This is a genomic window from Brevibacillus sp. AG (assembly GCF_028369215.1).
GTDB classification, from domain to species: domain Bacteria; phylum Bacillota; class Bacilli; order Brevibacillales; family Brevibacillaceae; genus Brevibacillus; species Brevibacillus porteri.
Genome location: NZ_JAQMYO010000013.1, coordinates 39,345 through 52,875 on the forward strand (window position 1 = coordinate 39,345; position 13,531 = coordinate 52,875).

Annotated in this window: 10 protein-coding genes and 1 other annotated feature (1 of these 11 running past the window's edge); of the genes, 6 read left to right on the top strand and 4 right to left on the bottom strand. The window is 47.8% G+C overall.

Translation table 11 applies throughout. The features are described 5' to 3' along the window. Positions 1–231: a binding site (T-box leader), on the top strand; it begins 15 nt to the left of the window's first position. A 69-nt stretch (positions 232–300) separates the two neighbouring features. Further along, positions 301–2,718 (top strand): leucine--tRNA ligase, encoded by a 2,418-nt coding sequence (gene leuS, locus POF51_RS26820; protein ID WP_069850347.1) that lies wholly within the window; start codon positions 301–303, stop codon positions 2,716–2,718. Positions 2,719–2,811: 93 nt separating this feature from the next. On the opposite strand, the gene comER is transcribed toward leuS, so the two are convergent. The 3 genes from comER to asnB form a co-directional block, all read right to left on the bottom strand. Further along, positions 2,812–3,645: a late competence protein ComER gene (gene comER, locus POF51_RS26825; RefSeq protein WP_017247677.1), complete on the bottom strand. Its 834-nt coding sequence runs from the start codon at positions 3,643–3,645 to the stop codon at positions 2,812–2,814. A 74-nt stretch (positions 3,646–3,719) separates the two neighbouring features. Continuing rightward, positions 3,720–4,424, bottom strand: a complete 705-nt coding sequence (locus POF51_RS26830; RefSeq protein WP_069850345.1) for a helix-hairpin-helix domain-containing protein — start codon at positions 4,422–4,424, stop codon at positions 3,720–3,722. A gap of 118 nt (positions 4,425–4,542) precedes the next feature. Next, positions 4,543–6,468, bottom strand: a complete 1,926-nt coding sequence (gene asnB, locus POF51_RS26835) for an asparagine synthase (glutamine-hydrolyzing) (RefSeq protein WP_017247679.1) — start codon at positions 6,466–6,468, stop codon at positions 4,543–4,545. A gap of 204 nt (positions 6,469–6,672) precedes the next feature. On the opposite strand from asnB, the gene POF51_RS26840 reads away from it, so the two are divergent. From POF51_RS26840 to holA, 4 genes are all read left to right on the top strand, one after another. After that, positions 6,673–9,075 (top strand): DNA internalization-related competence protein ComEC/Rec2, encoded by a 2,403-nt coding sequence (locus tag POF51_RS26840; protein ID WP_069850343.1) that lies wholly within the window; start codon positions 6,673–6,675, stop codon positions 9,073–9,075. Between the two features lie 53 nt (positions 9,076–9,128). Beyond that, positions 9,129–9,674 carry an RNA polymerase sigma factor gene (locus POF51_RS26845; protein WP_012685711.1) on the top strand — a complete coding sequence of 182 codons (546 nt, stop codon included), beginning with the start codon at positions 9,129–9,131 and terminating at the stop codon, positions 9,672–9,674. Further along, entirely contained in the window at positions 9,674–10,537 is an 864-nt protein-coding gene (locus POF51_RS26850; RefSeq protein ID WP_069850341.1) for a hypothetical protein, read from the top strand. Before POF51_RS26845 ends, POF51_RS26850 begins: the two co-directional genes overlap by 1 nt. 241 nt (positions 10,538–10,778) lie before the next feature. Continuing rightward, positions 10,779–11,816 carry a DNA polymerase III subunit delta gene (gene holA, locus POF51_RS26855; protein ID WP_017247682.1) on the top strand — a complete coding sequence of 346 codons (1,038 nt, stop codon included), beginning with the start codon at positions 10,779–10,781 and terminating at the stop codon, positions 11,814–11,816. A gap of 64 nt (positions 11,817–11,880) precedes the next feature. Here the strand turns inward: holA and rpsT are convergent, their stop codons facing one another. Next, on the bottom strand, positions 11,881–12,156 hold the full coding sequence (gene rpsT / locus POF51_RS26860) for a 30S ribosomal protein S20 (RefSeq protein ID WP_005833151.1): 276 nt from the start codon (positions 12,154–12,156) through the stop codon (positions 11,881–11,883). Between the two features lie 177 nt (positions 12,157–12,333). Between rpsT and gpr the strand changes: the two genes are divergently transcribed. Further along, positions 12,334–13,434, top strand: coding sequence for a GPR endopeptidase (gpr, locus tag POF51_RS26865; RefSeq protein WP_069850339.1), 1,101 nt, complete (start codon positions 12,334–12,336; stop codon positions 13,432–13,434). Positions 13,435–13,531: the final 97 nt, after the last annotated feature.

Below are 13,531 nucleotides of genomic sequence, written 5' to 3' on the forward strand. Positions count from 1 at the left end.
AGGAATAGTAGGCATAGGATTCGAGCAATCACAGAGAGTTGACGGATGGTGCAAGTCAACCCGAATCTATCTGAACTCACCTCCCAGCACTTGCCCCCAAGGTCATTCAAGCAATGACTGCGTAAGGGTGAGCGGCTTATCCCCGTTACGGATGAAACAAGTGGGTGAATGCTTGTCATTTGCCAATCTGGGTGGTACCGCGGGAATGTTAAATAACCTCTCGTCCCTTTCGCAACAGCGATTTGGGATGTGAGGTTTTCTTTATTATTTTCACCTATTTTAAGATGGGAGTGCTTTACCATGGTATTCAGTCATCAAAATGTCGAAAAGAAGTGGCAGCAATATTGGGAGCAGAACAAGACCTTCAAAACCTCCGAGGATGAGGGCAAGAAAAAGTTTTACGCACTCGACATGTTCCCATATCCATCTGGAGCTGGCCTGCACGTGGGACATCCGGAAGGCTATACGGCTACTGATATTTTATCCCGCATGAAGCGGATGCAAGGATATAACGTTCTCCATCCAATGGGCTGGGATGCGTTTGGTTTGCCAGCGGAGCAATACGCTCTCGATACAGGAAACGATCCGGCGGAATTCACCGAGCACAATATCAACACCTTCCGTCGCCAAATTAAGTCACTCGGATTTTCCTACGACTGGGATCGCGAAATCAATACGACCGATCCGAATTACTACAAGTGGACACAATGGATTTTTACGAAGCTGTATGAGCACGGATTGGCTTATATTGACGAGGTAGCTGTAAACTGGTGCCCTGCTTTGGGAACGGTTTTGGCGAACGAAGAAGTCATTGACGGAAAAAGTGAGCGTGGCGGACACCCAGTAGAACGCCGCCCAATGAAGCAATGGGTCTTGAAAATTACTGCGTATGCGGAAAGACTCTTGGCTGATCTGGATGAACTGGATTGGCCAGAGAGCATCAAGGAAATGCAACGCAACTGGATCGGTCGTTCTGAAGGGGCAGAAGTAACCTTTGGTATCGAAGGTCATGACGAATCCTTTACCGTCTTTACAACTCGTCCAGACACTCTCTACGGAGCAACTTACGCGGTATTGGCTCCTGAGCACAAGCTGGTTGAGCAAATTACCGTACCATCTCAAAAAGAAGCAGTGGAAGCGTACCTGGATCAAGCGAAGCACAAGAGCGATCTGGAGCGTACTGATCTGGCGAAAGAAAAGACAGGAGTATTTACCGGAGCATATGCGATCAACCCGGTTAACGGCGAACGTCTGCCAATCTGGATTGCAGATTACGTGCTGATCAGCTACGGAACAGGCTCCATCATGGCGGTTCCAGCGCATGATGAACGCGACTATGAGTTCGCAAAAACATTCGATCTGCCAATCAAACAAGTAATCGCTGGCGGAGATATCTCCAAAGAAGCGTATGCAGGCGACGGAGAGCACATCAACTCCGGTATGCTCGATGGATTGAACAAAGAACAGGCGATCACCAAAATGATCGAGTGGCTGGAAGCGGAAGGCAAAGGAAATCGCAAAGTAACATTCCGTCTGCGCGACTGGCTGTTCAGCCGTCAACGCTACTGGGGTGAGCCAATTCCGATTCTCCATCTGGAAGACGGCACGATGAAAGTCGTTCCAGAATCCGAACTGCCAATCGTATTGCCAAAAACAAAAGAAATCAAACCATCCGGTACAGGTGAATCGCCATTGGCAAACATCTCGGAGTGGGTAAACACCGTCGATCCGGAAACAGGTATGAAAGCACGCCGTGAGACAAACACGATGCCACAATGGGCGGGTAGCTGCTGGTACTTCCTGCGCTTCATCGATCCGCACAACGATAAGGCAATGGCTGATCCAGACAAACTGAAGGAATGGCTGCCAATCGACATTTACATTGGTGGTGCCGAGCATGCGGTGCTGCACTTGCTCTACGCTCGCTTCTGGCACAAGTTCCTGTATGATATCGGTGTTGTACCAACCAAGGAACCATTCCAAAAGTTGTTTAATCAAGGAATGATCCTGGGTGAAAACAACGAGAAAATGAGTAAGTCCAAAGGTAACGTCGTAAACCCAGACGATATCATCGACAGCCATGGTGCCGACACACTGCGCATGTACGAAATGTTCATGGGACCACTGGATGCTTCGATCGCTTGGTCGACAAAAGGCTTGGATGGCGCACGCCGCTTCCTAGATCGCGTATATCGTCTGTTTGTAGGTGACAACGGTGAGCTGAACGGAAAAATCGTGGAAACCTCCAACGTGGCTGGCATGGAGCGCGTGTACCACCAAACGGTGAAAAAAGTAACAGAAGACTACGAAGGCCTGCGTTTCAATACGGGTATCTCTCAGTTGATGGTATTCGTTAACGAAGCGTATAAAGCAGAAGTTCTGCCGAAGAAATTCATGGAGGACTTGGTAAAAATGCTGTCTCCAATCGCTCCGCACTTGGGTGAAGAGCTGTGGGAAAAACTGGGCCACAGCGAGAGCCTGGCATACGAAGCATGGCCTACGTATGACGAAGCGAAGCTGGTTGAAGACGAGGTAGAAATCGTCCTGCAAATTAACGGCAAAAACAAAGAGAAGCTGCTCATCGCTTCTGATTCGACGCAAGAACAGATGGAAGAGATGGCGAAAAACAATGAGATGATTAAAGAACTGATCGAAGGAAAAACGATCGTCAAAGTCATCGCTGTTCCAGGCAAACTGGTGAATATCGTCGTTCGTTAAGAAAAGGACGGCAAGAAATAAGAAGAGGAGTGGAGCCTGTGAGTGACAGGTATCCACTCCTTTTTTCGTAAATCAACGCTTCTTCGTCTTGCGCTAATGTGGCTGATTGCTCAAATTTCGTGCAACCAGTTCCTGGTCCTCGGCAAACTTTGCTTGTGTACGACGAAATACTTGGGCGAAAAGACCGGGAATACCGTTTTGCAAAGGAATCAGACCTTCCCCAGTAATTCCACCGGGCACGCAGACCCTCTTTTGCAGAGTAGGAAGGGTGAACGCTTCTTCTCGTAAAAGATCTGCGATCCCAATTAGCATTTGCGTGGTCATGTAGGTAGCAGCTTCTTCGGAAATGCCAGTTTCTTCAACAGCTTCTTGAATCATTTGCTGCAAAATATAGCTGATAAAAGCTGGCCCACAACTCACAATGTCAGAAGTAATTCGTAAAAAAGGCTCCGAAATCTCAATAGGGGAGCTAATGTGGGCAAACAGACTTCGTATAAAATGACGTTGTTCCTCTTGGATTCGTGATCCAAATTCACATAAGCTGACACCACTCATTACGGCATTTGTAATAGAAGGAACGACTCTGGCAACCGCACATGGAACTTGAGTCTCCAAATCCGCAAGCTTGATCGGACTGGTGATCGTAATCAATAGGTGGTCTGGCGTTAAGGCAGGAGCAATTTGTTCGAGCATCACGCTATATTCCAGTGGCTTGACGCACAGCACAATCGTTGTAGCTTCTTTGACCAAATCGGCATTGCTGTGCGCCACAATGAGCCCGGGATGTTTTTCTGCCAGTTGCTGCGCCTTCGAAAGGGTTCTGTTGCTGATAATGACATGACCAGGAGTCAGCGCCTTGGCTGACAGCAATGATTCAATCAAGATACTGCCCATGCTGCCCGTACCAATGAATCCAATTCTATTCATGGGCATACCTCCCTCCGATATTCTTTTCCCATTCTATGTAGGAGTGCCTATGATCATGACCGGATGCTGAGCACTCATTTTACCACCAGCCGATCTTTTATCCGTGCAAACATCTTCTCGCCAATTCCCTCAATCTGTTTCAGGTCATCCGCTGAACGAAATGGCCCTTGTTTTGTCCGGTACTCCACGATTGCCTTGGCACGAGCTTTTCCAATCCCGGGGAGACTCATGAGCTCTTCGACAGTTGCCATGTTGAGATTAATGGCTGAGGAGGCACCAGTGGTGGATACGCTGGCAGCAGATTGTACAAGGCCAATGGATGCGGAGACTGGCGCGGTGGCCCCTTTAGCCGGGATGACAAGAGCAGCTCCATCTGTGAGCGGCGCTGCCAAGTTGATCTGGACAAGGTCAGCATCAGGAAGTGCTCCTCCTGCTTTCTCGATGGCATTTGCGACACGCGTACCTGGTTCGAATTGGTATAATCCAGGATTTTTCACTTGTCCTTTCACATCGACATAGAGAGGAGAGAGGAGTGGCTCCTTATCCTTATCTTTTTCCGGTGTCGCTTTTACAGATTTGGCAGGTTGAGCAGCTGCTGAATCATCTGTCAGTTCTTTTGTTTCAAGATTCGATGCTGCATAAGCAGGAGAATGCAACGGTAGTTCGTCAGTCTTATGTGATTGGTCGCGTTGATAGATCCAATAGCTACAACCGACAAACAGAACAGCCGCAGTCAGCAAGATGATACGACGATAACGCTCCCACCACTCCAGCACCATAACAAAAACCCTCCCGTCCTTCACATAGCGATACGTTCATAGAGTGAACTTGTTCTCTATCAACGATGCTACGAAAAGTAAGAGAGGGTCTGCAAATCTATTTATTGCGTTGCCGCTGTTAGCCGATATGCAGCAGCGAATTTTTTTTGCGGCGAAGGTCTACATTTGGGCTGACAAAAGGCTCAAAATTGTGCTTTTGCTCAATGAAGATTTGATGCCACAACATGAAGACCAGGATCGTCCAGATTTTGCGACTGTAATCCGCATTTCCTTCGCGGTGTTCATCGAGCAAGTACAGCACATAGGCCTTATTGATCAAATTATCCACCTTGGATTCAAAAATGATCTCTTTTGCCCATTTGTAAAATTCGTTTTTGAGCCAGTGACGAGTCGGAACAGGGAAGCCCAGCTTCTTTCTCGTTTGGATCTCAGGTGGCAGGAAGTCTTTCATCGCTTCTCGAAGCACGTGCTTGGTCGTGCCGTTGGCAATTTTGTACTTCGTTGGAATGGTAGCGGCGAATTCAAATACCTTAAGATCAATGAAAGGTACTCGTAACTCCAAAGAATTGGCCATCGTCATCTTGTCGGCCTTCATCAAAATGTTGCCTCTGAGCCAAGTGTGAATGTCCAAGTATTGCATCTTGGTCACATCGTCATATTCGGAAGCGCGTTTGTAAATCTCTTCTGTGATGGTGAAAGGAGATACATACGATTCCGAACGGGTGATATCTTCCATGACGACACGCTTTTTCATCTCTTCGCTGAAAATCAGTGCGTTTCCGAAGAAGCGTTGCTCAACTGTTTTCGATCCGCGGATGAGGAAGTTTTTCCCTTTTACCTGATCAGGGAGGCGTTCTGCCATATATCCGATGGAATGGCGCATCCAGCCAGGCATCCCGGAAAACATTTTGAGAGAATGAGGCTCTCTGTAAATATTGTATCCGCCAAAAAATTCATCTGCACCTTCACCGGACAATACGACGGTTACGTGTTCACTCGCCATCTGCGCTACAAAATAGAGCAGGATGGCAGAGGGGTCCGCTACTGGTTCGTCCTGATGCCAGATAAGTCGCGGCAATTCATCCATGTACTGCTTGGCGTTTATCACGCGCTCGAAATGCTCCGATCCCAAATATGCGGCGGTTCGCTTCGCATAATCGAGCTCGCTGTAACCAGGAATATCTGAGCCGACAGAAAAAGATTTGACTGGCTCGAATGTACGTAACATCCCAACGATACTGCTAGAGTCAACACCACTAGACAAGAAGGCTCCACGAGAAACTTCGCTAATCCGGTGTTTGTCGACAGATTCGAGCATGACACTGCGCGTACCCTCAACAAAATAAGAGAACGGCTTGCTTTCATCTGGCTTGAATTCTACATCCCAGTACCTTTCCAGCTTGATCTGGTCGTTTTCAATCACAAACGAGTGCGCAGGCGGTATACGGTAAATGCCAGCAAACATCGTGTCAGGATCGGGTACATATTGGAACGTCAAATAGTGATAAAAAGCGGTTGGATTCACTTCGCGGTTGAATCCTGGCAGCTCCAGCAAGCTTTTAATCTCGCTGGCAACCCCGATCGAATCATTTGTCTCGACATAGTAGAGAGGCTTGATTCCAAAATGGTCGCGTGCCCCAAACAGACGTTTTTTACGGGAGTCGTAGATCGTAAAGCCAAACATCCCGCGCAAATGCTTAGGTGCATCTGTTCCTACCTCTTCATAAAGGTGGAGGATGGTTTCAATATCAGAATCGGTATGGAAAACGTGACCGATGTCCTTTAACCATTGTTGTAACTCTTTGTAATTGTAGACTTCACCGTTACCAATAATCCAGATGTCACGTGTTTCGTTAAACAGCGGTTGATGTCCGCCTTCCACGTCAATGATGCTTAAACGACGAAAGCCCAGGGCGATGTTGTCTTCAAGGTGAAAACCATCGTCATCTGGACCACGGTGCAGGATGACACCCGTCATTGCACTAATCGCTTCTTGTTGAACAGGCTTTTGCCGCTTGTTATAGAGTGATACGATTCCGCACATAAGAAATGACTCTTCCTCTCACTGGATTGCTCCTGCTAACTCTATCATGTATCGACCATCAGCGCAATCTCTTATGAGTGCCAGTAATTGACCTCGAAAACGCTGATTCTACAAGGGAATTAGCCTTTCGTCTTTTCTATTTTTGTCCCCATTCGGTTAGATATACTCCCTTAGGAGACCATGATTCGTTCGACAAAACGGTTCATGAAAGAACAGGACGGGGGAATTGCATTGTCAGTATGGATAGCAAGCCTAGCGATGATGATCGGCCTCATTTTGTCCGCCTATTTACATCCTGCTTGGCTGCTGTTGGCTGCAGGCGTATCATGGGCAATCGTTGCATGTATCCCGTTACCATACCGCAAATTCGTTGCATGCTACTCACTGATTATTATTCTAGCAGGTCTCTTTTTTTGTGGGTACGAGATTCTCCACAGCTCTGAAGTGAAACCATTGGCAGAAAGGGAGCAGAGCATCTGGATAGAAGGCGTCATTGATTCACCTGTGAGACGGGACGGGGATGTAGCACGATTTTTTGTCACGATAACATCCTGGGGTGAAAATCAACCTGATCAGAACGTGCATCGGTCTCTCGAAAAAATCGCGCTTCGTGTTAAACTTGCTTCTTTCCAGGAAGCAACACAAATAGAGCAGTGGAGACGTGGCAGTGTTATCGTGGCTCCAATCCGATTATCCTTACCAGCTCCTACGCGTAATCCTCATGCCTTCGACTACGCCAGCTACTTGTATTGGCAAGGCGTCCATGTTACAGGAGAAACAAGCTATCAAGCGATTGATGTGATACCTGCTTTTTCCGTGTCGGCAAGCTTTCAAGAGTGGCAGGACTCGGGTGCAAAGAGAATTGAATCATTATTTACTGATCCAGAAACAGCGGGTTACATGAAGTCGCTGCTGCTTGGTCTTGGACAAGAGGTGAACCTTGAGCTTGCGGCGATGTATTCGAATTTGGGCTTAAGTCATATCCTCGCGATTTCCGGTTTGCATGTGACGTTGGTTAGCTCCATGTTTATGTGGTGCTTGGAACGGATTGGAATCAGACGCAGACTCGCATTTGTCGTAACGATTTTGTTTTTGATCGGGTATGTGCTTCTGGTGGGAGCCAGCGCGTCCGCGATCCGATCTGGACTGATGGGGAGTGTGGGTCTTCTCTGTCAAGTATTTGGAAAGAGGTTGGACGGCAAGGACGTCTGGGCAGGTGCACTCATTCTTATGCTGGTGTTGAATCCGTATCAGCTGTGGCATGTAGGTTTTCAGCTTTCCTTTGCGGTGACACTTGGTCTGATTATTTTTGTGCCATACAGCTTGCATGTGTTTGTGCGGGTACCCGTCTGGATTCGTACACTTGTGTCGGTTACTTTGTCAGCCCAGCTCGTTTCTTTCCCGTTTCTCATCTATCATTTTCATTTGTTTTCACCAGTGTCTTGGCTGGTCAATTTGGTAGTGACACCGATTCTCTCGGCTATAGCGCTACCGTTCGGGTATATCGCGGTTGTCCTCGATTTCGTCCATCCGTTTTTGGCCGTGATCCCTGTTTGGGTATCAACGGCTATGCTGAAATGGATTCATCTCCCGCTGTTTGCTATCGAAAAAATGAGGCTCCCTTTCACATATTGGCCGCATCCTTCGTGGTGCTGGCTTGTTTTGTATACCTGCTTTTTGGGTGTTCTGCCCATTTCATGGAAGTTGGGCTATCATCGAAAGCGTGATATAATGCTTACTTTCGTTATATTTCTCATGTTTATTGTAGCAGCTAGACAGCCGTTTTCAGGAGTCGAAGAAGTGCGAATTACCTTCCTTGATGTCGGACAAGGGGATTCCATCGTTGTCGAAATTGGTGATCAGAAGGTATACTTAATGGATGCAGGTGGGACAATGCGGTTCCCAGCTGCTGAACCATGGATGGAAAAGCGTGACCCATTTGAGGTGGGGAAAGACGTCGTTCTGCCGTTTCTGATGGCCAGAGGAATCGAGAAAATCGACCGCGTCGTCATGACGCATGGTGACCTGGATCACATCGGGGGAGTAAAGTCGCTTATTCCTCATTTTTCTTTTGGAGAGGTATTGGTGAATGGGACAGCACCTTCCAAATTGGAGGGCGAGATTGTCCAGCTTTTTCAACAAGAAGGGGTTCCGATTGTAACTGGGCTCCCGGGTCAATCTTGGTCAGATGGGCCGGGAATCGAGTGGAAGTGGCTGCACCCGGGGGAATCGACCTTCTCAGGAAATGATGCATCCGTAGTACTCCAGCTGACTGCTTATAACAAGACTGTATTGTTTACGGGTGACATTGAAAAGGATGGGGAAAGCCAGCTTGTTCAAAACGGTTTGACTTCTGTGGATGTTTTGAAAGTAGCCCACCATGGAAGCAATACCTCGAGCACCGAAGAGCTCCTTGCAGTCACAGCACCAAAAGTTGCTGTAATCTCTGCCGGGGTGAAAAATCGGTACGGGCATCCATCGTCCGAAGTACTGCATCGCTTAAAAAAATCGGGTTCCGCCGTGTACAGGACTGATGCTCATGGAGCGATTACGCTGGTTATTACACCTACGGGATTATATTGGCAGACCCAAATATTGGATACATAAACTGTTTGCAACTTTTTCAATGAGCGAACCGTCTGTAGGGGGGAGAAGAGAATATGCATGAAGCAGAGTTGATCAGGATGGCGCAATCCGGGGATCATGACGCGCTAGTCGAACTGCTTCGATCTATTGAGACCTCCGTTTACCGAAGCGCTTATTACATTCTAGGGAACGAACAAGACGCGCTAGATGCCTCCCAGGAAGTCCTCATTCGTATTTATCGAAAGTTGGACACCTATCAGGAAAAAGCAAAGTTCTCAACCTGGGTACAACGCATTGTCAGCAACGTCTGTATGGATAAATTTCGCGCGAAGAAGGAAACGGTCTCAATTGACGAGCACGAGTTGATCATTCCTGATCGTAACAACGTAGAAGAAGAAATCCTTCTCACCGGGCTGTCGAATGACATCCAGGAAGCCATCGGAAGATTGCCAAAGCAATACCGGATGGTTGTAGTACTCCGCTATCTAGAGGATTTGTCCTATCAAGAAATAGCGGAGGCACTAGATTTGCCGCTTAACACGGTAAAGTCGTATTTATTTCGGGCTAGGCAACAGTTACAGGAGCTGTTGTACGACTACCAGAAAGGGGGGATCGGTTGATGACCAACGAAGAGATTTTTGAACTCATGCAGCGGGATCTGGATCGAGATCTGGTGGAGTCAGAGCAGCAATTGCTCCATCGTTTGATTCAGAATGATGTTGATCTGCAGCTTATGTACAACCGTTTGAAAGATGTGTCACAACAATTGGAACATCTGCCCCCTGTCGTACCTCCGTTCAGCATCGTAGATTCTATCCTGCCCAAGCTGGAATCAGCCGCTGCAAAGCCTGCTGCGGTGACATCTACGATGAACGAGGAAATCCTGCCCACTCTGGAAGTTAAGCGTGAGTCGTCTTCGCTGCCGGAATCAAAAAAGTGGAAGCGGATGAAAGTGTGGATGGCCAGTCTTGGTAGTACGGCCGTCGCTGCTAGCTTATTGGTTGGCATGCTGTTTTCGGGCGGTGATGGTAAGAAGCAAGAAGTCGATTCGTTCCAGAACGGAACGGACATGACGCCAGCGGTCGTGGAACAACCCAAAACCCCTGGGCCAGATGATCCGACTCCTCCAAGCAATAATCCAATACCATCGAATTCAAAAGAGGAAACGGACAAGGCAAAAAAGTCAAGTGGAGCAACTACTCAGACGAAGAGTAAAAGGCCACCGGCAAAGACCGAGAAAAAGCAAACATCGCCACCGAAGAAAACGAAAACGCCGCCACCACCACAAAAGAAGCCTGTACCTCCAACGCCAGTAATAACAGATGATAAGCCACCGGTATGGCCGATCGGACTGGAGGAGAATCCGGACAGAGAAGACAAAGAACCTGCTAATGACGATAAGGACGACGGTGGGGACAAGCAAGAGGAGAAAAACAAGGGAAAAAATAAAGAGAAGAAAAAAGATAAAGATGATAATGACTAACTTTTTTCCACGTATGGACCGGCACCGCTTGCGAGGATTTTGCGTATAGTACATTATCAAGCACCCCCTGCTTACCGTTTGGGGAGGAGGAATCCCGGGGCTTTTCCCTAAACGTTTACATAGAGGTGCCAACGGATGAAAAAACCGCTACCGATTCACTGGTGGCGGTTTTTTTTCGCTTTGTTCTGAGCAACATGTGCTATAATAACGCAGGTAAGAAGAAGGAAAGGGGAGAAAACGTATGCCACTCCTATCGGCTATTCGCGAAATACGGCAAAAACAATTCTCGCCGATCTACGTCTTATACGGGCCGGAGTCTTTTCTGGCCGAAGATTTTTTGGCGTTGGCTCGTAAAGAAATGATTGATCCAGAATTTACGGATTTGAATATGAGTGTGTATGATTGTACTGAAATAGGATTGAGTGAAATTCTACAGGATGCGGAAACCTTGCCGTTTATGGGCGAGCATCGATTGGTGATTGCCAGACAAGCCTACTTTTTAACAGGAAGTAAGCCTTCGACTAAGGTAGAAAGCGACCCGGATGCTTTGCTCGATTATTTGCAAAATCCGCCTCCCTACACCACACTTATTTTACATACAGAAGCTGACAAGCTCGATGAACGAAAAAAGCTGGTCAAAACGCTGCAGCAGAAAGCGAAAGTGATCCCTTTTCCGTTGTTAAAAGACGGAGATTTGTATGGCTGGGTAGAGCGGCATGCGGGTAAATACCAGGCGAAAATCGATCGTCAGCAAGCCATGAGGCTTGTGGAGCGAGTAGGAGCCGAGCTGCGTCTTCTGGACAAGGAAATCGAAAAGATGGCTCTGTTTGTCGGGGTGGGTGAAAGCATCACGGACGACGTCATCGAGCTGCTTGGAGCACGTACGCTGGAGCAGGATGTATTTGCGCTAATTGAACAGGTCGCTTCGGGGAGATTGGACAAGGCACTCAGGATGATGTACGACTGCATGAAAACAGGAGAGGAGCCGATTAAGCTGCTGGCTCTCTTGGCGAGGCAGTTCCGCATGCTGTTGCATGTCAAGCAATTGGCGCCGCGTGGTTATTCGCAGCAACAGATGGCAGGTATGATTAAGATGCATCCTTACGCGGTGAAAAAAGCAATGGAGCAAGCGCGTCATTTTTCTGAGGAGTCGTTGAAAAAACTGCTGGGCATTCTGGCGGAAGAAGATTTTCGGATGAAGTCAGGGCAGGTAGACAAACGTCTCGCCCTCGAATTATTCATTGCACGTGCACATGACGAACGAACAAAACGGTCATGACGTTTATTACAGTAAAAAAACCCCTAGAACAAGATGTTCACGGGGTTTTTTTGCGCTTGGTCTCTTACGCTACAGGAGCGCTCAGAACGTTAAGCTTTTTCATCAAACGAGACTTTTGACGGTTTGCTGCGTTTTTATGAATGAGACCTTTCGAAGCGGCCTTGTCCAGCTTTTTCACAGCCACCAGAAGAGTAGATTTCGCCAATGCTACATCGGAAGCAGCGACAGCTTTCTCAAAGCTCTTGATGGAAGTACGCAGATCAGACTTTTGAGAAGCACGGTGTGCGCGACGCTTTTCGATTGTTTTGGTGCGTTTAATCGCGGATTTAATATTTGGCATGTGTGTCACCTCCTTAGACGACCATAGACATACAGTCATACAACAAAGTAATTCTAGCATGGGGCGAACCCATTTGCAAGAAAGGATTCGGAATAAAAATGAAGGATTCAAGCAAGCTAGTAGCAGGAACAAAATGGTCAGTACTTTTTTCACTTTGGATCAAAGGAGCTGATGAACATGGCACATAACATTGATTTGTCTGGTTATTCCATTCGTACGGATCTTGCAGTGGAGGCCCACGAGCTTGCCCAGCAACAAAACCAGAGCGATATTGAGGGCGTTTGGCTGCAAGCTGACGACAGCGAGCCCAATGTGAAAGTAACGAGATTACATGTGGAAACAGAGGGAGCGGGGAAGGAAATCGGCAAGCTTCCGGGGCATTACCTTACGATTGAAGTGCCAAAACTGCGGGATAATGATACCTCGATCGAAGAGCAGGTGGCCAAGCGATTCTCCGTCGAATTTGCCAAGTTTCTCAAACAACTGGGAATCACTGAAGACAAAAAGGCTCTCGTCGTTGGTCTCGGCAACTGGAATGTGACCCCGGATGCGTTGGGGCCGATGGTTGTGGAAAATTTGTTGATTACACGTCATCTGTACACGCTGGCGCCTGAAACCGTTGGAGAAGGCTATCGGGAAGTCAGTGCGCTATCACCGGGTGTCCTTGGGATTACGGGTATAGAAACGAGTGAGATTATTTTTGGTGTCGTGGAAAAAAGCAAACCCGATTTTGTCATCTGTATCGATGCTCTTGCGTCCCGCGCTCTGCACCGGGTCAACACGACGATTCAAATATCGGATACAGGGATTCATCCCGGTTCAGGGGTCGGAAACAAGCGCAAAGCGATTGATCAGGCGACGCTTGGTGTGCCTGTGATTGCGATAGGAGTTCCTACGGTCGTTTTTGCCTCTACGATTGTAAATGATGCAATTACGTACTTGATGGGGCATTTTGGACAATCGATGGTGGAGAGCAAGCGGGCGTTTAACAAACTGGCAATGAGCACGCTGCCGGAGCGTAAGGAACCGTATACGGAAGAGGACTTGCCCGACATGGAATCCCGCAAGACATTCATGGGATTGGTAGGTTCACTGCCGGAAGAAGAGAAACGACAACTGATTCATGAAGTCCTCCGACCGCTGGGACAGGATCTGGTCGTCACCCCAAAAGAAGTGGACGATTTTATAGAAGGCGTGGCGAATGTGATCGCAACAGGTCTGAATCGCGCCTTGCACAGTGCAGTGAATGAAGAAAATAGCGGCTCGTATACCCACTAAGTCGTAAAAAGCTAGAGTGAGAGAGAAAAGCTAGAAAAGGGTTCTATCGTCTCTATGAGCCTCATAAGCTAAAGCATAGACAAGCGCGAGGGGAAGT

What these genes read in the sequence shown, in the direction of transcription:
- leuS (WP_069850347.1), top strand. Translation starts at nt 301, where the DNA reads ATGGTATTCAGTCATCAAAATGTCGAAAAGAAGTGGCAGCAATATTGG.
- comER (WP_017247677.1), bottom strand. Translation starts at nt 3,645, where the DNA reads ATGAATAGAATTGGATTCATTGGTACGGGCAGCATGGGCAGTATCTTG.
- POF51_RS26830 (WP_069850345.1), bottom strand. Translation starts at nt 4,424, where the DNA reads ATGGTGCTGGAGTGGTGGGAGCGTTATCGTCGTATCATCTTGCTGACT.
- asnB (WP_017247679.1), bottom strand. Translation starts at nt 6,468, where the DNA reads ATGTGCGGAATCGTATCACTCTATAACAAGCGGCAAAAGCCTGTTCAA.
- POF51_RS26840 (WP_069850343.1), top strand. Translation starts at nt 6,673, where the DNA reads ATGAAAGAACAGGACGGGGGAATTGCATTGTCAGTATGGATAGCAAGC.
- POF51_RS26845 (WP_012685711.1), top strand. Translation starts at nt 9,129, where the DNA reads ATGCATGAAGCAGAGTTGATCAGGATGGCGCAATCCGGGGATCATGAC.
- POF51_RS26850 (WP_069850341.1), top strand. Translation starts at nt 9,674, where the DNA reads ATGACCAACGAAGAGATTTTTGAACTCATGCAGCGGGATCTGGATCGA.
- holA (WP_017247682.1), top strand. Translation starts at nt 10,779, where the DNA reads ATGCCACTCCTATCGGCTATTCGCGAAATACGGCAAAAACAATTCTCG.
- rpsT (WP_005833151.1), bottom strand. Translation starts at nt 12,156, where the DNA reads ATGCCAAATATTAAATCCGCGATTAAACGCACCAAAACAATCGAAAAG.
- gpr (WP_069850339.1), top strand. Translation starts at nt 12,334, where the DNA reads ATGGCACATAACATTGATTTGTCTGGTTATTCCATTCGTACGGATCTT.